The sequence below is a fragment of the Streptomyces sp. P3 genome (genome assembly GCF_003032475.1).
Taxonomy (GTDB): Bacteria; Actinomycetota; Actinomycetes; order Streptomycetales; family Streptomycetaceae; genus Streptomyces.
The window spans coordinates 918,941-939,010 of record NZ_CP028369.1; the positions used below are offsets into that span (position 1 = coordinate 918,941).

Genomic DNA, 20,070 nt, shown 5'->3' on the forward strand with positions numbered 1-20,070 from the left:
CGCGGGCACGATCGCCTGCGGCCGTACGGTGACCCGGCCGGCTCGACCTACTCGGACTTGATGGCGGTGAGCATGTTCAGCCGGGCCGCGCTACGGGCGGGCCACATGGCGGCCAGCAGGCCGACCAGCGCCGCCAGCAGCAGGAAGAGTGCGAACCTGCCCCACGGCAGCACCAGCGCGTACCCGGGGATGTCCGCCTTCGTGGCCTCGCAGACCGCCCAGCCCAGGAAGGTCCCGAGGCCGATCCCGATCACCGCCCCGAAGAGGGAGATGATCACGGCCTCCAGCTGGATCATCCGCGTCACACCCTGCCGGTCGAACCCGACGGCTCGCAGCATGCCGACCTCCCGCTGCCGCTCGAAGACCGACATCGCAAGGGTGTTCACCACCCCCAGCACCGCGATGACCAGGGAGATCGCCAGCAGCGCGTACAGGACGTTCAGCACGGTGTCGACTTCTCCGCTGAACGCGTCGCGGATGTCCTGCCGGTCGCCGATCTTGATTCCCGGGCGCCCGGTAAGGGCGCCGGCGAGTGCCTTCTCGTCCGTGCTGCCGTCCGTCTTGACGTAGATCGTCGCGACGGGCGTCCTGTCGGCGTGCGGTGCGATCACGTCCGCGGAGCCGACGATCGGCATGAGGACGTCGTTGGTCTCGAAGACGGCCCCGACGGTCAGCCTGCCCTTCTTTCCCGAGTCCCCGTACTCCGCCGGCAGGGTGTCTCCCACCTTCCAGCCCTTGGACCGCGCGAGGGCCTCGGCGACGGCTATCCGCCCCTTGGCGAGCGTGTCCTGCGAGCCGGAGACCAGCGGGAGGTGGAAGGCCTTGGAGAAGTCCGCCGGGGTCACGGCGGAGACATCCTCCTGGATGCCGTCGATCTCCATCCCCACCCACCGGTCCTGCGACACCGCCGTGACGCCCCGGACCTTGCGCAGGGCATCCACCGCCGAGGCGTCCAGCCGCAGTCCACCGGCCGTGACCATGTAGTCGGCCCTGATGATGTCCGTGCTCATCCTGTCCGCGGAGTCCGCGAGGGTGACACCGAGCACGGTCAGAGTGCTCACCAGTGTGAGCCCGATCGCCAGCGCGGAGGCGGTGGCGGCGGTACGGCGTGGACTGCGTACCGCGTTCTGGCCCGCCAGCTTGCCGCAGACCCCGAAGCCGCGCCGCAGCAGCGGCCTCACCACCGCGATCACCGGCCGGGACAGCAACGGGATCAGCACGATGACACCGATCATCGTGAGGAAGGCGCCGAGCCCGACGAGCGCCCCGCCGTCGGAGCCGCCGGTCACCGCCCCCGCAACGGCGACCGGCGCGCCGAGCAGCGTGATGACGCCGCCGAGCAGGTTCCGCAGGACCAGGGACCTGGTGGTGGCGGGCAGGTGGGCACTGCCGATCGCGGCGACCGGCGGGATCTTCGCCGCGCGACGGGCCGGCAGCCAGGCGGCCACCATGGTGAGCAGGACACCGACGACCACCGCGACCAGGACCGTCGTCGACGCGACGATCAGCGGCCCGTCCGGGATCCTCCCGCCGCCGAAGTCGACCGTCTCACGCGCTACGGCGGCCATGGCGGCGCCGAACCCGAGCCCGGCGACCGAGGCGACCGCGCCGACCGCCATCGCCTCGATCAGCACGGACCGGGTGACCTGCCTGCGGGAGGCGCCGACCGCGCGCAGCAAGGCGAGTTCCCGGGTGCGCTGGGCGGCCAGCATGGTGAAGGTGTTGGCGATCAGGAAGACGCTGACGAAGAGCGCGACGCCGGCGAAGGCGAACAGGATCGTATTGAGCAGCGACGCGTCTCCCTTCACCGATCGAGCTCGCTCGTCGGCGAGTTGCCGACCCGTTTCGGCCTTCTCGGAGTCGGGAAGCACCCTGTCGACGGCCGCGGCGAGCTCGGTGCTCGAAACACCGGGGTCAGCGGTGACGGTGACGTACTCGGAGATGCCCGGCCGACCGAAGAGCCCCTGCGCGACCGGCGTGTCGAACAGCACCATGCTGCCGCCCCCGGCCACCGAGTCGTCGTCGGTGGTGAAGACGCCGGAGAGCTTGTACGTCTTCGCCGGACCCTCGAGGGCGACGGGCACGGTGTCGCCGACCTGGTAGCCGCCCTTCTCGGCGCTGTCCTTGTCGAGAGCGACCTGCCCGGGCCCGGTGGGCCCGCCGCCGCCGGCGAACACGTAGAGCGGGTCCTTGCCGTCCTTCCCCGGAGCGAAGTTGGCGGCCGAGTTGCCCGCGCCGCTGCCGAGGAGCCCGCCGTGCCTGTCGGCGACGTAGGCCTGCCCGGTGACCCTCCCGGCGGCATCGGCGACCCCGTCGACCCGGGCGATGTCGTCGACCGTCTTGCCGTTGATGCCGGGGGACTCGCCGGGGTAGTCGGGGTCTGCCACGACCTGGACGTCCACGTGGGCGTAACTTCTGGCCGTCTGGCTGCTGGAGGCGTTCTGATAGGTGTCGGTGAAGATCAGGGTGCCGGAGACGAACGCGACGCCGAGCATGACGGCGAGCACGGTCATCAGCAGCCTGGCCTTGTGCGCGAGGACGTTGCGCAGGGCTGTGCGGAACATGGTGGTGGCGTCCTGGTGGGTGAGGGGAGGACGGGGGCGATCAGGGGGCGCGTCGGTCCGTACGGCTCGGCGCGGTTCGGCCCGGCTGGGCGCGGCCCGGCGCGGCTGGGCTCGGCCCGGGTCGGCGCGGCTCGGTTCGGCGCGGCCTGGCTCGGCGCGGCTCGGCTCGGCTGGCGCGGCTGGCGCGGCTCAGCTCGTACGGAATTTGGTGTCGAAGGACTTCATGAGCTCGAGGACCCCGTCCGCGGTGGGCTCGTACATCTCGTCGACGATCCTCCCGTCGGCGAGGAAGACGACCCGGTCCGCGTAGGAGGCCGCGACCGGATCATGGGTGACCATGACGACGGTCTGACCCAACGCCCGTACGGAGTCGCGCAGGAACCCGAGGACCTCGGCACCCGCGCGGGAGTCCAGGTTTCCCGTCGGCTCGTCGCCGAAGACGATGTCCGGCTTGGAGGCGAGCGCCCGGGCGACGGCCACCCGCTGCTGCTGGCCTCCGGAGAGCTGGGCGGGGCGGTGGGTGAGCCGGCCGGACAGGCCGACCATCCGGATGACGCTGTCCAGCCACTCCTTGTCCGGCGCCCGGCCCGCTATGTCCATCGGAAGCGTGATGTTCTCGAGCGCGGTGAGCGTCGGCAGCAGGTTGAACGCCTGGAAGATGAAGCCGACCTTGTCCCTGCGGAGTCTGGTGAGCTGCCTGTCCGTCAGGGACCCGAGCTCGACGTCGCCGACGCGGACCGAACCGGAGGAGAAGCTGTCCAGCCCGGCCACGCAGTGCATCAGCGTGGACTTGCCGGATCCGGAGGGTCCCATGATCGCGGTGAACTGGGACTGTCCGAAGCCGACACTGACCCGGTCGAGGGCGACCACCTGGGTGTCGCCCTGCCCGTAGACCTTGGAGAGGTCGGTGGCACGGGCGGCCAGGGTGGGAGTGCGGGGAGCGGGGGGCGAGGTGGTCACGGGTCTTGCTCCGATCGAAGGCGCGGAGAGCACGGTGCACGGGTCCGGACCCGCACCTGGCTGGGAACTCCTTCATCGTCCGGTTCGGCCCGCCCCCCGCGGATCGGTCGAAGTACCGACCACCTGAGGCTGATGCCCGACCCGGCCTCGTCAGCCTCAGGGACGCCGTTGCGTCAGCTCCGAGGATGACGCTCTGGAGAGAACCCGCGCCGACCTGCGAGGAACGGACTCGCCGTGGGGCCGCGATCCTCCCGTCGGCGCCACGCGCCTCGTACCGACAGGACCCAGGCCGTCACCGCCTCGGTCATTCGGCCGATGCCCGGCCGAGCGGCGCCTCGCCGTGGGGCGCCGGTGAATGGTGCCTCATGTCAGAAGGCGGACCCTGGTGACGCATCGTCCACAGCCGGACCAGCCCGCTCACAGCCCTGTCGATCTCCAGGGCACACTCGTACAGCTCTTCACGAGGCCTCCTCCAGGGGTCCGGGATGTCGTCCTCGGCCGGAGGGACGGGGGCCGCGGCACCCCGGCGGGTGGCAGCAGCCGCCACCACGGCCTCGAAGCCGCCACCACCCTCCGCGGCTCCCTCCGCGAGCCGCACGAACTCCTTCAGGGTGAAGCAGCGCCGCATCGCCACCGGCGCCAGGCGCACCGCCGCCTCGCGGTGCTCGCGGGCGAGCCCGAGGACCAGCGGGGCGCCCGCCATGAGCTGTGCGGTGAGCGGGCGGGAGGCGAATCCGGAGCCGTCACCGCCCAGTTCCTCCAGGACCGCCCGGGTGGTGTCCTCCATGGGGAAACGGTGCCACGCGTCCGTGCCGGCGCTCTCCGGCCGCAGGGCCGAACCTGGCGGCAGCTTCGTCGCCAGCAGACGCTCGGCGAGCACCGAGCGGTGCACGTTGCCGGTACAGACGAACAGGATCCGAGTCATCTCCCGTCCGCGGGACGCGTCACCGCGGAGGCGGCCCTCCCCTCCCGCTTGGCCGACATGCGCGGAGCGGGCAGCTCTCCGTACTCTCCATAGGCGCCGTAACGGCCGCCGCTGGGAACCGGAGCCATGCTGAACACGGTGCCGAGCACGCGCGCGCCGACGCGCTCCAGCGATTCCGCGGCGGTGCGCACCTGGTCCCGGTTGGTCCTCCCGGCCCGTACGACGAGCAGCGCCCCCTGGGAGAGGGAGGCGAGCCCCACGGTATCGGCGACCGGCAGCAGCGGGGCGGTGTCGACGATCACGACGTCGTACAGGTCCGCGAGCTCGCGCAGCACCTCTTCCATACGCGCCGAGGCGAGCAGTTCCGCGGGATTCGGCGGCACAGGACCGCTGGCAAGCACCGAGAGCCCGCCGGCGACCTGCTGCATCACCTCCTCGACACGGGCTTGTCCGATGAGCACCGTGGTCAGGCCCCCGTCCTGGACGAGGCCGAAGGCCGGCGCCACGCACGGGCGGCGCAGGTCGCCGTCCACGAGGCAGGTGGAGACGCCGGCCTCGGCGAGGGAGCGGGCGAGGTTCATCGCGGTGCTCGTCTTGCCCTCACCAGGCACCGAACTCGTCACCACGATGATCCGCGGCGGATCGTCGACCTGCGAGAACTGCAGGTTCGTACGCAACTTGCGGAACGCCTCGGCGCGCGTGGAGTGCTCGTCGGCATCGACCAGCGCCTGTTTCGGGGCGTTCCTGTCGAACGGGATGGTACCGAGGCCGGGCAGAGCGACGAACGCTCCCAGTGCCTCGCTCGTCTTGAACGTGGTGTCGAGCGTCTCGCGGAGGGCGACCAGCCCGGCAGCGAGCAGCAGGCCGCCGACCACGCCCGCGGCCAGGTTCAGCAACGGGCGGGGCGATGTGGGAGAGGTCGGGGCGACGGCTTCCTCGGTGACGCCCAGGGAGACCGGGGAGACCGGTGGTACAGGCGCGGCGCCCTTGGCCCTGTCGTCCCTCGCGGGCGACATCGAGGAGACCGGCCGCTTGGGGGTCTCCAACTGCTCGACGACCGCACTGAACCGCTTTGCCACGGCGTTGGCGATGTGCGCCGCGCGCCGGGGCGCGACATCCCGGACGGTGACGTCGATGAGCACGGTCTTCAGCGGAACGACGGCGGTGATCTGGGACGCCAGCTCCTCCGGGGTGGTGCGCAGCCGCAGCTGTTTCACCACGAACGCGGTTACCTGACGGGTCCTCACGATCTCGGCGTACGACTGCACACGCGCCTGCGAGAACGTCTGCCCCTCGTTCAGATCGAGAGTGTTCTCGCCGGTGCGGGTGGCGACGAAGAGCTGCGTCCTCGCCTCGTAGACGGGGTCGCTCACGGTTGTCACTGTGAGCGCCGACCCGATCGCGAGCACCAGACAGACCACGACCGTCGGCCAGCGTCTGACAAGAGCCTTCAGAAATCCTTGGAGATCCAAACTTCACCCCTCACGAAACCGAGGGAACCACCCGAATCGAGGCATTCCGTTCCCTGTCGACGCAGTCGACCATAGGGACTCGGACTCTTCGAGCGAGGGAGCCACCCCCTTGTGTCGGCCCTTCGAACGGCCCTTGCCACACACACCGCGCGAGCCGGGACTCGGCCGATCCGGTGACTTCTTGCACCACTGCACCAATAAATGTCGTTATGTTCTCTTTATTCCACGTATTCAGGTCTTGGTGTCCAACACACCGCATCACGGCCGCCGCCCGCCCGGACCCGAGTCGAGGAGATCGAAGAAGATGACAGCATCGCGCAGATGGCGAGCCGCCATGGCATCGGCGGCATCGGCTGCCGTTCTCATCATGGCGCCTCTGATCGGGGCGCAGGCCGCCTCGGCGCAGCCGTACCCGCCCTCGTCCCCGCCCCTGTCCGTCAGCACCACCACGGTGACAGCCGGGGAGCAGTTGAGTTTCAGCACCATCCCCGGCGTGTTCGAGCCCGGGTCGCACGTCACAGCGGTCCTGCAATCGAAGCCGGTCGTGCTCGGCCACTTCCGGGCCCGGGCCGACGGCTCGGTCGCGGGGACCGTGACCATCCCGGGGAACACCGTTACCGGCTGGCACGTCTTCCGGCTGACCTCGAAGCGTCCCCACCAGAATGTCGGCGTCAGCATCTACGTGCTGGGCAGGATGACGCCCACCCCCACCCCGAAGCCGCCCCACCACCCGGGCAAGCCCGGACACCACCACGGGCCGCAGGACGCCGAGCACCACGGAAACGGCGGCGGCCTCAGCGCTTCCCACGAACTCCCCTCATCCGTGGAGCCGTCGAACTCCCCGCACCCGGACCGGAACGGCAAGGGGCTCGCGGCGACGGGCAGTGAGCAGGCCCTGGTGGTCGGCGGCACGGCGACCGCCCTGCTCATGGCGGGCGGTGGCACGATGCTGGCCGTACGCCGTCGTCGCAGTTCCTGAAAAGATCAGTACCTGCACACGGCGGGACCACGGCGTCCCGGCGCGGGCCGGCCCGCCGTCCGCTTGCCTGGAGCCAGTTGTTCCGGCAACCGGACGGCAGGCCGTCACCGCACGTTGAGACACGCCCGGCATCGCGGCCGTCCCCGGAAGGGACCAGTTCCTCCTGACAGACAGGTTCTGGCCCAAGACGTTCCGTGTGGTCCTCGTTCCGGCACAGCCGCCGAGCCGCACCGCCGCCGAACCGGCCCGTGAACGTCGGCGCCTTCCGGCACGAGGCACTCGCTCCTCGTTGCCCCGCCGCACAGACGGGCCTTGATCACACGGCCCCGGCGCGGACCGCGTCCCTGTACAGCCGTTCGAGTTCCGCAACCTTCAGGGAACCGCGCTCGGCCTGCCTGACCAGCTTCCGATTGGACAGGCGATCGTCGGCATCCAGCGGCCCTGCGTCTGAGAGAGCGTCAGCCAGCGAGCCGACCAGCGGTTCGGGAAGCAGGTCCGCCAGCAGGCCCTCCGTCACCATTTCCCGGTAGGGCGCGATGTCGGAGAGCAGCAGTCGGCACCCGGCGGCCGCGGCTTCAAGCACCGATGAGCTCCGCTGGTCGGCTGGGGGAACCGAGATCGCCGCATCGCTTGCGCGCATCAGGCTGAACATCTCGGCCTGGTCGAGTGGCTGATCGATGACGGCGACCCGGCCGGCCAGATCCTGTGCTCGGGCGCGCAAACGCGCGAGATATTCCTGCTGCGCGCGTCTGCCGGCGGCATGAGCCGACCGATGACCCGCCACCAGCACGAGGAACAGGTCCGGCCGAGCGCGCGCGGCACGGGTGTATGCCGCGAGAATCTCGTGCGTCCGGTAGACCTCCGACGTGCTGCGGACCGACAGCGCCACCGTGGCATCGGCCGGAATGCCGTACTTCGCGCGCGTCCACCTTGGATCGGTGTCGTTTCCGGAATCCAGCAGCGCGTCCGGCACCCCCCAGGAAAGGACCGTGATCCGTGAAGAGGGGACCCGGTATCGGCTCGCGACCAGCTCGGCCACCTCCCGGGAGGTCGGCACAACGCGTGCGGCGCGCCGAAGCGCCAGCCGAGCGGCCAGTGCCCGGCCGGAATGCCGCTCCGCCGCACGCAGTTCGGATCCCCACGGAGTGATCACGACCGGCACTGCCGGGTGAGCCGGCAGCAAGAGGGAGAGCGCCCCGTGCACGCCGAGCGAATGGACGTGGATGACATCCGGACGTACCCGGCGCACCTCGCGGCGCAACCAGTGCCCCGCTCTCAGCACCCGCAACGGCGGGCACGCTCCGCCGGGGGCGGACGCGACTCGCCGGCCATCGGAACCCACCTCGGGCTCATGCCAACTGCAGACCGTCACCTCATGCCCCAGCATGGCCAGATCGTCCGCCCAGCGCCGGGTGTGCACCGACGTGGCCGACGCGAGCAGGACGACGCGCAGTGGCCCGGCCGGCTCATCGCACGTGCCCGGCCGTCCCGGGGCCCGGTCATGACCGGGCACGGCGCTCCTCGAGTACGAACCGGCCCTTGCCCGCCGCAGCGCGTAGCCGGCTGGCCGGACTGCGCGTGTAGCGGTCCCACGCCAGGGCCACTGTCGGCCATCGCGGGTCGGCGAGCACTCTGCCGGCCGCGGTCAGCAACGCGACGTGCAGACAGTGGTACGCAAAACTGGCGGGCGCGGCGTGTCGGAGGTCGTACCTGGTCCAGTACCCGAGGTCGAAGGCGGCCAGCGAGTCGCGAAGCCGGTCCGCCACGCGCTCGTGGACCGTCCCGTTCCGATGCCGACTCAGCTCGCAGAGGCCGAAGAGGGCGAAGACCGCGCCGTTGAGAATGTGACTGGCCGGGTCCGACGGGCACTCCTCGGGAAAAGGGCGCCCCAGTTGGTCGTAGTGCGAGCAGCCGCCCGCGTCCAGCGGCCGGAGCATCAGTTCCACCGCACCCTCGCTCGCATCGAGAAAGGACCGCTGGCCGGTCGTGGCGTATCCGCGCAGCATCACCGACACCGCCAGGCCCTGGGCCATGGCGGAGTACCAGCCGGGGCGCACCCCGTACCGGGGCACCGGTACCGGATAGCGCCAGCCGCCATTGCCGTCCTGGCTGGCACGCAGCCATCCGGCCTGGGTCAGCAGAGCCTGCACACCCCGTGACGGTTGGTCCGGAGTGGACGGGTGCCCGTCGGCGGCGAGCGCGCCGGTGTGCTGTGCGAGCGCATAAAGGCTGACCGAGACCGGGTTCCGGTAGGTCGCGCCGGTCACGGCACGGGTCACCACCACGCGCTCGTGGTCGAGCGTGCTTCCGGCCGTCATCGGCCTCAGGTCGAGCGGGTACCTGCCCGGCTGGTCGGCGGTCATGTCACCCGGCGGCGTGCTCACGTCGACCGGGAAGCTCGGCCGCCGCAGATCGCGTACCGCTTTCCCCGCCATGCCGACCAGCGTCGCCTGGCCCCATGTCCTGTCGTGCTTCACACCGGCCTCCCCCTGCGCGGCGGCCTGCGGCACCCGCGCGCGGCCAGCGCCTGGTTGTACAGCTCGTTCACCTGGCCGACTGTCCCCTCGATATCGAACTGCCGGAGCACGAGTTCACGGCCGCGGTCGGCCATTTGCAGACGCGCTGCCGGATCGGCCAGTAGTGCATTCACGGCCTGTGCCAGTGCCGCCGGGTCGGCCGGCGGGATCAGCAGGCCGGTGCGGCCGTGCTGGACGGTGTCCGGCAGGCCACCGACGTCGGTCGCCACCACCCCCTTTCGCATGAGCAACGCCTCCACCACGGCGTAGCAGGCGGACTCGTCCATGGACGGGTTCACCAGCACGTCCAGCCCTGCCATGACCGAGCCGATGTCGGACCGGAAGCCGGTGAACCGGATCCGGTCGGCGATGCCGAGCCGGGCGGCGCGGCGTTCCAGCTCGCGCCGGTACTCCCCGTCACCGACAAGCTCGTCACCGACCACGAAGAACCTGGCCTCGGCGTTCTGACGCATGATCAGCGGAATGGCATCGATGAAGACTTCATGCCCCTTGACACCGACCTGGCGGAAGTCCCGCAGCTTGCTCGCGTACATGTAGGCGACCATGCCGACGGTCGGCGTGTCGTCCGTGAGGCCGAACTCACGGCGGAACGCATCCGGCGAGGTTGCCGGATCGAGGCGGTGTACGTCGCAGCCGTAGTAGCTGACCGCGACCGACCGCGCTCCCATGGCCCGGTAGCGGCGCGCGATCGCCCGGCACGATCCGAGCACCAGGTCGTCCCGGCGCAGCGAGAGCCGCTCCAGGATCCGGAAGGGCGCGATCCGTAGATGCACCAGTCCGGGAACCTGAGACACGACCAGCGCCCGAGGACAGGCGGCCGACACCACCCGGGCCACAAGCCTCGCGATGATCAGATGCGAATGGATGACATCCGGCTGGTATGCCCTGACGAACCTCAGCAGCCGCCAATGCCCGGCCATCAGCTCTGGCAGTTCTCTGACCCGATGAGGCACTCCGAACGGGATGATTTCCACCCGGACGCCGCGGACCCCGCGCAGCCGGTCGGCGAGCGGGCCCTCTCGGGGCAGCACCGCGCACACCTCGTTGCCCAGCTCGGCAAGGCCCCGCACCTGATCGTAGAACCAGCTTCCGCCGACGGCGGCCGAGGTGATCTGCAGGACGCGTAGCGGCTGCCACTTCCCGATCGCGGACCTGCTCATGGCGCCACCGGTACCGGTACCGGTCCGTTGTCCGGAGCCGGCTTCGCGGCCAGGATGATCAGCATCAGACCGGTCAGCAGGGGCGGGACCAGCAGGACCTCGCCGAACACCGAGCAGACCCCGGCACCGGCCATGGCCAGCAGCGCCGGCTCGCCCGCGGGATCGCCGGATCGAGCCGCGCACCACGCCCGGCGGACGCCGAGCACGACAAGCGTGCCGATCCCGGCCGCGCCCACCAGGCCGGCCTGCGAGAGGACTGTCAGGTAGGTGTTGTGAGCGAAATGCAGGAGTGGGAACTGGAGGAGCATGACCTCGTAATCACCTGTGGCCTGGTAGTAGGCGGGCAACTGGTCGGCGAAGTTCAGATATCCGACACCGAAAGCCGGGTGCGCCTCGAACATCCGTAGTGCACTGCTCCACAAATCAAGACGTACCGCGGAGTTGACGTCCGACGCGCCACCGACGATCGAGTCGAAGCGGGCCGCGATCGCGGCGGGCAGCAGCGGTACCAGGCAGGCCGCGCCGACACTCAGGGCCAGGAGGCCGCGCAGCGATCTACGGGCGGCGTAAAGCGCGATCACCACGATTCCCGCCAGATAGGCCGCACGGCTCAGCGAGTACGCAACTCCCAGGACGAGCACGACGACCCCCGCGCCGATCGCCAGCCGCGACAGGGGTGCCCGGACGGCCGGATAGCGCCTGAGCAGGACCGCGGCCGCCATGACGAACAGGGCGCCCACGGCGTTGTGGTTGGCCGTGTCCTCCTGCGTGATGGCCAGAACGGCGGTGTCAGCAGGGGCGAGTCCCGACTTCGCGAAGACGGAGCCGATCTGAACGATGTCGATCAAGGCGACAATCACGCTGCCGCAACAGAACACCACGAGCGCCCGGTCGAGAGGCCGTCCAGGTTCGGCGACCAGCGGCAGCAGCAGCAGTGGCGCGCACATCAGCAGCAGGTAGTGCCATTTGTCGGCGCCCAGCAGATCGGTGTCGCCGATCATGACGCTGGCGGCCACCAGGTAGCCGACCGTGCCCACGGTGATCAGGACGCCGATGGGCTTCGGCCGCGCGATCCCCCGACCGGCGATGACGCGACCCAGCAGGCAGACGAGCATGAGAGCGATCAGCACACTCGGGGTGATCAGCGAGTCGCCGATGTCGGACTGTGAGAGCGGGATGGCCGCCGCGAGTACACACAGACCCACCTCCGGGATCAGGGCCAGCACGATGACCACGAGCGGGGCGGCGGCGACGGCGCTGAGGGCAGGGCTGTACGCCGTCGCGAGACAGCCGGCACCCGCCACGGTCAGGAGTACCGCCGCGACCATGAACCGACCACTGGCCAGGACGGGCCTCACCGGTCTCGAGTACGCACCCCGCCGGCGATCGCCGATCGTCCTGACCCACAGGCCGGCGAGGGGGCGGGCCGGTGCGGCCGCCGTCTCGTCGCCGCCGTGCTCGGCCGAACGGCGCCGACGGGCGCGGACAGCCAGGCGCACGCCGTAGGCGAGCAGCACCGCGAGCACCAGGTTTCCCGCCGAGTCGGCCACTCCGGCACCGATCGCGGCATGGTGGGGGGTCAAGGCCACGAGCAGCGCGATGTTGACCATCGCACCGATCACCGTGGCCGTGACCACCGGCCGGAGCAGGCCGACGGCGGCCAGGTAGGGCTGGACCGAACGGGCCGCGCTGAACAGGACGAGGCCGGGCAGCATCGCCCAGAGCACCGGCACGGCACCGGCGTACGGCCGCCCGTAGACCACTGGGATCAGGATGGGTGCAGTTACCGCCGCCGCGGCGGCAGCAGTGGCGGCGGCGATGAACACGGTGCGGGCGATCCTGGCAGCAGCCCGCGCATCGACGGAACCGGAAGTGACGGCGGGAAACATCACCAGCGCGACCGTCGTCGACAGCAGGAGCAGTCCCTCTGCCAGGGGCAGGGCCACCGCGTACACGGCCACGGCCGTCGCCCCGGCGAGCGTCTGGATCACCGGCACGTCCAGGCGCAGCATTCCGTAATGGATGAGGTTCGGGAGATAGGACCTGACGGCGAAGCTGCCGAAGGCACGGCCGGAGAGGGGTTCGCCATCGGCGTGGACGCGGGTGGTGGACGCGATCAGCAGCATCGCGGCGCAGAGCAGTTGGCCGGCCAGCACCGACAGGAAGCAGCTGATGGGGGTCAGCGATCCCGCGGCGAGCAGGCCGCAGACACCGACGAGGTAACCGGCCGCGGGGACGGTGCTGATCAGGTTGTACGTCGCGACCCGGCCGCGACCGAGTTCAGCCATACCCAGCAGCGTGGTCAGCAAGCTCACCGGGCATATGGCCGCCACGAGCATCGCAAGCCGGTACGGCACGCCGAGCAGCACTGCCGGCCAGAAATGACCGAGCAGCAGCCACAGCCCCGCCAGCGCGGAACCCGAAGACATGGAGAACACCAGGCTCCACCGGACGATCTGCCGGAACGCGGTGTGCGAGGTCCCGGCGAACCGTGCGTTGGCGTTGTCCACACCAAGGACCGTGACGATGCTCAGCATGGAGGGGACCGAGATCATGACCGCGAACGTGGCCCTGCCCCCCACCCCGAGAGCCCTCGCGGTGATGACGCCCGCCGCGAAGCTCATCACCGTGGCCAGCAATCGCGTGGCCAGCGTTCCCCCGATCGCCGCCGGACTCACCCCCGGCAGCCGGGCCCGGAGACTTCTCGTGATCGACAGCACTGGGGAACGGCCTCCGGGGTCACGAGTCGGATCGGTGCTGCTGGGAGCGGCGGATGTTCTCGCCGACTCGGCAGGCAGGCAGGCAGGCAGGCAGGCAGGCAGGCAGGCACAATGTAGCGGCATCAATAGCTGAAAGTAGTGATTCGTACACGTTGAGTAGTAGATTTCTGGTAGCCGGGTCGGCCGCCGCCACGGCCGGACGCCGGGGGAAGGCTCTTCCGGCGCGGACGACCGGGTAGGACAGGAGAACGCGGCTGTGACGATGCTCGGGCCTGCTGCCCGCTCCGACCACGGTGGCGATGGCAACTCCGGTCGCCGAGGGCCCGGCTGCTCGCGCGCTGCCTTTCAGCGGTCCGACGCCGGATACGCTGCCGGCCGGCGATCTGATCGCCACCGGGCACCGGCAGGCCACCACCCACGCTCCGGACCCGCCGACCGCGACGGTTGCGGAGCTCGCCGTCTGCCCCAAGGCCGCCCGGTTTCCGGTACACCCATCACTTGTCGGCACAGCCGGGCGGTCGGCGTCGACCTGTCAGGCGTCTCACTGCGGGCGGCCGGTCTGCTGGCCGACCCGAGCATGACCGCCACGATGTCCCGTGCAGCACGCTGCGCGCCGAGGCGTGGCGGCCAGGACTCCGCGGGCCCGGAACGTCCTGCTGCCCGATCCCCGAGAGCCGCCGACGGCAGGGGCCGGGCCGCGGCCGACCGGACGAGCCGCCAACACCCATCGATGACGGTGAAACCGCCGCCCCGATCACCGGCGCACTGGCGTCACGGCCCCACGACGAGCCCGTTGCCGAGCACGCCGTCGGGTGCGGCAGGGCGGCTTCGGCGGAGGTGAGGACATGAGGATCTGGATCTTCAACCACTACGCGGCGCCCCCGGACTGCGCCGCCGGCACCCGGCACTACGAACTGGGCCGAGTGCTCGCCGCGAAGGGGCACGACGTCACCGTCTTCGCCAGCAGCTTCAGCCATTTCAGCAGACGCGAGGAACGGCTCGCGCCCGGCGAGAAGGCGGCCACCCGCGTGATCGACGGCGTCCGCTTCGTCTGGGTCCGCACGCCGCCCTACACCGGAAGCGGATACCGCCGTGTGCTGAACATGGCCCACTACGCGGCCCGAGTGCTCTCGGCGCAGCGTGGCCTGAACCGGCCGGATGTGATCGTCGGCTCATCAGTACACCTGCCCGCGGTGCTCGCCGCCTGGCTGGCGGCCCGCAGCCGCCGCGCCCGCTTCGTCTTCGAGGTGCGCGATCTGTGGCCGCAGACACTGATCGACATGGGCGCGCTGCGCGCGAACGGGCTGGCTGCCCGGCTGCTCCGGCTGGCCGAGTCCTTCTGCTGCCGACGGGCGTCCGCCGTGATCTGCCTCCTGCCCGGTGCCGCAGACTATCTGGAGGCCCGCGGGCTCCCGGCCGGCAAAATCCATTATGTGCCGAACGGGATCGCCGACTTCCCCCGGCCGATGGCACCGGGTGAGCCGGCCGACCCGCACGGTGCGGGCCCCCGGGACCGGGTCGCCGACCTGATCGAGCGGATCAGACGGTTCCGCAAGGACGGTTGCCTCACCGCCGGCTACATCGGATCGCACGGGCCGGCCAACGGAGTGGCGACCATTGTCGCGGCCGCGGCGGAGCTGCGAGCGGCCGGCCATCCGCGGGTCGCCGTGGTGATGGTCGGCGACGGCCAGGAGAAGGCCGCGTGTGAACGGCTCGCGCACCGGCACGGCCTGCACGACGTGCTGTTCTGGCCGCCGGTGCCGAAGCAGGCCGTGCCGGCCGTGCTGGCCGAGCTGGATGTGACGTTGTTCTGCCTGCGTGACGTCGCGGTCTTCAAGTACGGCCTGAGCAGCAACAAGCTGTTCGACTACCTGGCGTCCGGCAAGCCGGTGCTGTTCGCGAGCAACGCACCGGGCGGCCCGGTGCGCGAGTCCGGCGGCGGCGTGTGCGTGCCCGCCGAGTCACCGGCGGACATGGCGGGCGCGCTGGCCGAGTTGGCCGCGATGAGCGAGACGGAACGGGAGCGGATGGGCGAGCGCGGACGCCGCTGGGTCTACCGGCATCACGGCATGACCGCGCTGGCGGACGCGTTCCTCACCGCGGTCTCGGAACCGGCCAGGGGCGAAGGGCCTGTGACGGAGGCGCGGCTGTGACGCTGCACATCGTGGGCGCGGGAGGCTTCGGCAGGGAGACGCTGGACGCGGTGCGGGCGGCAGTCGCGACGCCCGAGGTGGTTTTCGTGGACGAGCACCCGGCATCCACCGCGCTGGACGGCTGTCCGGTGCTGCTGCCGGGACAGTTGGCCGCGTCTGACGGGCAGCGGGACGAGTTCGTGGTCGCGATCGCCGACACCGACGCGCGCCGCAGGCTCACCCGGGAGTTGGAAGATCGCGGTTGGCGGGCGGCGACAGTGATCGACCCGCGTGCCATTGTCTCCCCCGGCGCCAGGATCGGGCGCGGCTGTGTCGTGCTCGGTCAGGCGTTCATCTCCACCGGCACCGTCCTCGGCGCACATGTCCAGGTCAACTATCAGGCGAGCATCGGTCACGACACGGTGCTCGAGGATTTCGTGACGATCCTGCCGGGGGCCAACATCGCCGGCAGCGTGACCATCGGCGCCGGGGCCACGGTCGGCAGTAACGCCGCCGTGCTGCAGGGCCGTCGGATCGGGCCGTCCGTCATGGTCGGCGCCGCGGCTCTGGTGACGCGTGATGTCGCCGCCGGTCAATTGGTCGTCGGCGTCCCCGCCAGGGCCCGGAAGCCCTGACCGTCCGGTTCGATCACGGGATCCCGAGCACCCGGCGTCGGCGCAGCTCTCACGCGGAAGTCCGCGTCCAGCGCGAGCAACTGGTGCGGGTCCGGCAGCACGGGCAGGCTGGGCACCGCCGTGCCGCCGGTCGGATCCGGATCGCCGGACGCGACCGGCGTACACCGGACAGCGCGGCCAGGACCTGGGCGCGGTTCCCGCTGCCCCCAAGTCGTTACGCACGCTCGTGATTCGCGGTCACCCGGCGCCAACCGGCATCGGCTGATCCGTGGCGTTCCGCCACGCGGTTGCCCGGCCGGCGACGGTGGTCACCGTGTCGGCGATCTCGGCCACCTCGGCCTCGGTCAGCCGGTGGTGCACCGGCAGCGAGAGCATCGCCTGGGCGACGGCCTCGGTCACCGGCAGTGCCGCCACGTCCCCGGGGCCGCGGTCCCGCCCGGCGAAGATCGGCTGCCGGTGTACCGGCGGGAAGTAGATCCGTGCCTCGATGCCCTGGTCCAACAGGCCGGCGAGTACTTGCTCACGGATGCCGGGAAGCAGGCAGGTGTAGAGCATCCAACTTCCCCGGGCATCGGGTACCTGATACGGCGTCGTCAGGCCGGGCAGCCCGGCCAGCCGTCGGGTCAGTGATTGCGCGATCAGCTGTTTGCGCCCCAGGATGCCGTCCAGCTTGCGCAGCTGCACCCGGCCGATCGCGGCCTGCATCTCGGTCAGCCGCCAGTTGTACCCGAGGCTCTCATGCCGGTACAGCCCGGTCTGACCATGATTGCGGAGCAGCTTCAACCGCTCCGCGACACCCGGGTCGTTGGTCAGTACCATGCCGCCCTCACCGGTGGTGATGTTCTTGGTAGGGGTGAAGCTGAACATGGCCGACCTACCGAAGGTGCCGACCGGTCTGCCGCGGTACTCGGCGCCGGCCGCCTGCGCGGCGTCCTCCAGCAACGGCACGCCGGCCGCACCGCATACCCGCGCCAGCCCGTCGAGGTCACCGGGCTGGCCGGCGTAGTGCACGGTCAGGACGGCACGCGTGGCCCGGGTGATCCGAGCCGCGACCGATACCGGGTCGAGGTTGAACGTCCGTGGGTCGACGTCGGCGAACACCGGGGTGGCCCCGACGTGGCACACCGATGTCGCGGTGGCGACGAAGGTCATCGACGGGACGATCACCTCGTCGCCGGGGCCGATGCCCTCGGCGAGCAACATCGCGTGCAGCGCGGCCGTGCCGGTGCAGAACGTCACGCCGAACCGCGCCTGATGCCGATCGGCGAACTCCTGCGCGAAGGCCTCGTTCTCCGCGCCGTTGGTGAGAACACCGCTGCGCAGGACCCTGCGAACCGCCTCCTCCTCCTCCTCACCGAGACCGGGACTGGCAAGCCGGATCCGGACGTTGCTGTCAGGCACCTGAGAGCTGCCTTTCTGGTTTGCGAGCGATCGGATCGTTGTCGTGGCCGGCGGTGGCTCCGCGCCCGGCCAGGACCGTCCAGACGGTGAGGAACAGGATGACCAGGTCGAGCCGGAAGCTCTGGCGAAGGACGTAACACAGGTCCCACTCGATGCGCTCCGGCCAGCTCAGCCGCTGTCGCCCGTGCACCTGCGCCAGGCCGGTCAGGCCCGGGGCGGCCAGCAGCCGCGCCTGCTGACGATCGGTGTACCGGCGTACCTGGTAGGGCAGTGTCGGCCGAGGTCCGACCAGGCTCATCTGTCCGCGCAGCACGTTGACCAGCTGCGGCAACTCGTCAAGGGACGTGCGGCGGAGCACCCGGCCGACCGCGGTCACCCGCGCGGTGTCGGCGTCACCCGGACTCTCCGGGCCGGCCGGAGCATTCCGCATCGTGCGCAGCTTCAGCAGGACGAACAGGCGGCCGTCGCGGCCGACCCGCTGCTGGCGGAACAGGACGGGTCTGCCATGCGCGAGCAGGTGCGCCAGCGCTGCGATCGCGCAGAGCAGCGCGGCCGGCACGATGATCAGGCTGACCACGACCAGGTCCAGCAGCCGCTTGCCGCGGTACGACCTGCGGTGAGGCTCCCGGTTGTCGGCCCTGGTGCCTCCGGGCCTTGCGGTGTGCGCCTCCCGGATCACCGAGTCTGCCGGGTGACGGTCCGGCAGAGGCGGGGCGGTCATCTGCTGGCCTCCGCTTTTCCGGGCTGGCCGGGCAGCACGGGCTGGTCGGCCGGCTGCTCGGGGCCGGGCATGGCCGCGAGGTGCACCAGGGCGGCGCGTACCTCATCGGGATCGGTGGGGTGACCGATGCCGGTAACCTCAGCGGCATCGAGTACCGGCACCGGCACCTGGCTGACCAGCGGATGCCTCGGTCGGTGGTCCGGCTCTCCCTCGCCCAGCAGGTCCTCGGTCAGCTTTTCGCCGGGACGCAGCCCGGTGAAGACGATCTCGACGCGCCGCGATGCCGCGGCGGCCATACGACGGGCGAGGTCGACGATGCGGACCTGCTCTCCCATGTCAAGGACGAGGACTTCACCGCTCTCCCCGACGGCCACAGCCTGCAGCACCAGTTGGACGGCTTCGGTGGCTGTCATGAAGTAGCGGGCGACCTGCGGGTGAGTAACGGTGACCGGGCCGCCCGCGGCGATCTGCGCGGACAGTGAGCCGAGCAGCGAACCCCGGCTGCCCAGGACATTGCCGAACCTGACGGACACCCAGGTCCCGGGCATTTCACCGGCCATGTGCGCGGTGAGCCGCTCGGTGATCCGCTTGGAGGTGCCGAGGACGCTCACCGGGTCGGCCGCCTTGTCGGTGGAGACGTTCACGAACGACCGCACGCCACAGGCCGCAGCCGCCTGGAGCACGTTCAGCGTGCCGGTCACGTTCGTCTTCAGCGCCTCGGCCGGATACCGCTCGAGCAGCGGCAGATGCTTCACCGCCGCCGTGTGGAACACGATCTCGGGACGGGTCTGCGCAAAGACCTCGCGGACGCGGGAGGCATCTGTGATGTCGGCGAGCACAACCTCGTCGGAATCGAGCAGCGCACGGCCGTGCAGCGCGAGCTGGATCGCGTGCAGGGCTGATTCGTCCCGGTCGAGCAACACCAGCGACGCGGGACCCAACCGGTGCAGCTGGCGGCACAGCTCGGAACCGATCGAGCCACCGGCGCCGGTGACCAGGATGCGGCGTCCGGCGAATTGACCGGCAACCGACTCGATGTCCAGCCGGATCGGATCGCGGCCCAGCAGCTGAGTGATCCGCGGGTCACGGACGTCGTCGATCCGCGCCGGTCCGGCGACCAGTTCCTCAACGCTCGGAATCACCTTGGTGATCAGGCCGGTCGACTCGGCCAGTGTGATCAGCTCGCTGATCACCTGGCCGTCCCGGCACCCGCCGGCGATCGCGATCACCATGACCGTCGCCCCGGTCTCCGCAGCGACCTCCGCGAGTCGGTCCCGCCCGCCGCGCACTCGGATACCGCAGATCCGCAGCCGGAGCTTGCCCGGGTCGTCATCCAGCAGGGCAACCGGTCGGTACTGCGCGCCAGGCTGCCCGATCAGCCGCTGCACCAGTTGCGTTCCGGCATTGCCCGCACCGAACACGATCACCTTGACGGCGGTCGGCGCGGGCCGTCTCGGCCTGCGCCGGACGGTGGCGACTGCGGCCCTCGCTGTGATCATCGCAAGGACACCGGCCAGGGCGGTGAGGCCGGCCGGACCCGACTTGTCGCCCACCAGAGGGAGCCCCGCCCGGCAGATGCCCTCCAGGAGGAGACCGGTCAGCCCGGCGGAGACCAGCACCGCGCTCAACTCTGCGCCGGTCTCCGCCTGATAGCGCTGGGAGTAGAGCCCGCACACGGCCCCGGCCGTTAACGCTGCCGCCCATGTGACAGCACAGACGATCACCAGATCGCCAGGCCCGACGAGCAGACCGGCAGCGCTGCCGCTGGCCAGGCCGGCGATCGACAGACCGCAAGTCCAGGCGACCGCGTCTATAGCGGCTTGCACGACCGGCCGGCGAAGCCGGGCGGCGACGCCAGACCGAC

The 20,070-nt window shown here is 70.6% G+C and carries 15 protein-coding genes; 4 read left to right on the top strand and 11 right to left on the bottom strand.

What is annotated here, in order from left to right:
* Window positions 1–47 precede the first annotated feature (47 nt).
* The 4 genes from C6376_RS03910 to C6376_RS03925 form a co-directional block, all read right to left on the bottom strand.
* Window positions 48–2,564, bottom strand: coding sequence for an ABC transporter permease (locus C6376_RS03910; RefSeq protein ID WP_107442110.1), 2,517 nt, complete (start codon window positions 2,562–2,564; stop codon window positions 48–50).
* Between the two features lie 189 nt (window positions 2,565–2,753).
* Window positions 2,754–3,524: an ABC transporter ATP-binding protein gene (locus tag C6376_RS03915; protein WP_107442111.1), complete on the bottom strand. Its 771-nt coding sequence runs from the start codon at window positions 3,522–3,524 to the stop codon at window positions 2,754–2,756.
* A 304-nt stretch (window positions 3,525–3,828) separates the two neighbouring features.
* Window positions 3,829–4,449: a low molecular weight phosphatase family protein gene (locus tag C6376_RS03920; RefSeq protein WP_107442112.1), complete on the bottom strand. Its 621-nt coding sequence runs from the start codon at window positions 4,447–4,449 to the stop codon at window positions 3,829–3,831.
* Window positions 4,446–5,921, bottom strand: a complete 1,476-nt coding sequence (locus tag C6376_RS03925; RefSeq protein ID WP_107442113.1) for a polysaccharide biosynthesis tyrosine autokinase — start codon at window positions 5,919–5,921, stop codon at window positions 4,446–4,448. The genes C6376_RS03920 and C6376_RS03925 overlap by 4 nt, the downstream gene beginning before the upstream one ends.
* A 367-nt stretch (window positions 5,922–6,288) precedes the next feature.
* Between C6376_RS03925 and C6376_RS03935 the strand changes: the two genes are divergently transcribed.
* Complete coding sequence (locus C6376_RS03935; protein WP_159083148.1) at window positions 6,289–6,900, top strand: hypothetical protein; 612 nt, start codon at window positions 6,289–6,291, stop codon at window positions 6,898–6,900.
* Window positions 6,901–7,216: 316 nt separating this feature from the next.
* Here the strand turns inward: C6376_RS03935 and C6376_RS03945 are convergent, their stop codons facing one another.
* The 4 genes from C6376_RS03945 to C6376_RS03960 are packed head-to-tail and all read right to left on the bottom strand — an operon-like array spanning window position 7,217 to window position 13,152.
* Window positions 7,217–8,413 (bottom strand): glycosyltransferase family 4 protein, encoded by a 1,197-nt coding sequence (locus tag C6376_RS03945; protein WP_107442116.1) that lies wholly within the window; start codon window positions 8,411–8,413, stop codon window positions 7,217–7,219.
* Entirely contained in the window at window positions 8,400–9,377 is a 978-nt protein-coding gene (locus C6376_RS03950) for a D-glucuronyl C5-epimerase family protein (protein WP_159083149.1), read from the bottom strand. Before C6376_RS03950 ends, C6376_RS03945 begins: the two co-directional genes overlap by 14 nt.
* Entirely contained in the window at window positions 9,374–10,597 is a 1,224-nt protein-coding gene (locus C6376_RS03955) for a glycosyltransferase family 4 protein (protein WP_107442118.1), read from the bottom strand. The genes C6376_RS03950 and C6376_RS03955 overlap by 4 nt, the downstream gene beginning before the upstream one ends.
* Complete coding sequence (locus C6376_RS03960) at window positions 10,594–13,152, bottom strand: O-antigen ligase family protein (protein WP_159083150.1); 2,559 nt, start codon at window positions 13,150–13,152, stop codon at window positions 10,594–10,596. The genes C6376_RS03955 and C6376_RS03960 overlap by 4 nt, the downstream gene beginning before the upstream one ends.
* Here C6376_RS03960 and C6376_RS43690 point away from each other — a divergent pair.
* The 3 genes from C6376_RS43690 to C6376_RS03970 all read left to right on the top strand — a co-directional run bounded on the left by C6376_RS43690 (window position 13,151) and on the right by C6376_RS03970 (window position 16,084).
* Window positions 13,151–13,450: a hypothetical protein gene (locus C6376_RS43690; RefSeq protein WP_159083151.1), complete on the top strand. Its 300-nt coding sequence runs from the start codon at window positions 13,151–13,153 to the stop codon at window positions 13,448–13,450. The two genes, C6376_RS03960 and C6376_RS43690, sit on opposite strands and share 2 nt — an antisense overlap.
* Window positions 13,451–14,162: 712 nt before the next feature.
* Window positions 14,163–15,470 (top strand): glycosyltransferase family 4 protein, encoded by a 1,308-nt coding sequence (locus C6376_RS03965; protein ID WP_159083152.1) that lies wholly within the window; start codon window positions 14,163–14,165, stop codon window positions 15,468–15,470.
* Entirely contained in the window at window positions 15,467–16,084 is a 618-nt protein-coding gene (locus C6376_RS03970; protein ID WP_107442121.1) for an acetyltransferase, read from the top strand. The genes C6376_RS03965 and C6376_RS03970 overlap by 4 nt, the downstream gene beginning before the upstream one ends.
* Window positions 16,085–16,321: 237 nt before the next feature.
* On the opposite strand, the gene C6376_RS03975 is transcribed toward C6376_RS03970, so the two are convergent.
* From C6376_RS03975 to C6376_RS03985, 3 genes are read right to left on the bottom strand one after another with little or no spacing between them, the layout of a single operon-like run.
* The gene (locus tag C6376_RS03975) at window positions 16,322–17,485 is read right to left on the bottom strand and encodes a DegT/DnrJ/EryC1/StrS aminotransferase family protein (RefSeq protein WP_159083153.1); all 1,164 of its coding nucleotides are present in this window, start codon (window positions 17,483–17,485) and stop codon (window positions 16,322–16,324) included.
* A complete protein-coding gene (locus C6376_RS03980) occupies window positions 17,478–18,206 on the bottom strand; it encodes a sugar transferase (RefSeq protein ID WP_107442123.1) in 729 nt (242 codons plus the stop codon). Before C6376_RS03980 ends, C6376_RS03975 begins: the two co-directional genes overlap by 8 nt.
* A complete protein-coding gene (locus tag C6376_RS03985; RefSeq protein WP_159083154.1) occupies window positions 18,203–20,032 on the bottom strand; it encodes an SDR family NAD(P)-dependent oxidoreductase in 1,830 nt (609 codons plus the stop codon). The genes C6376_RS03980 and C6376_RS03985 overlap by 4 nt, the downstream gene beginning before the upstream one ends.
* Window positions 20,033–20,070: the final 38 nt, after the last annotated feature.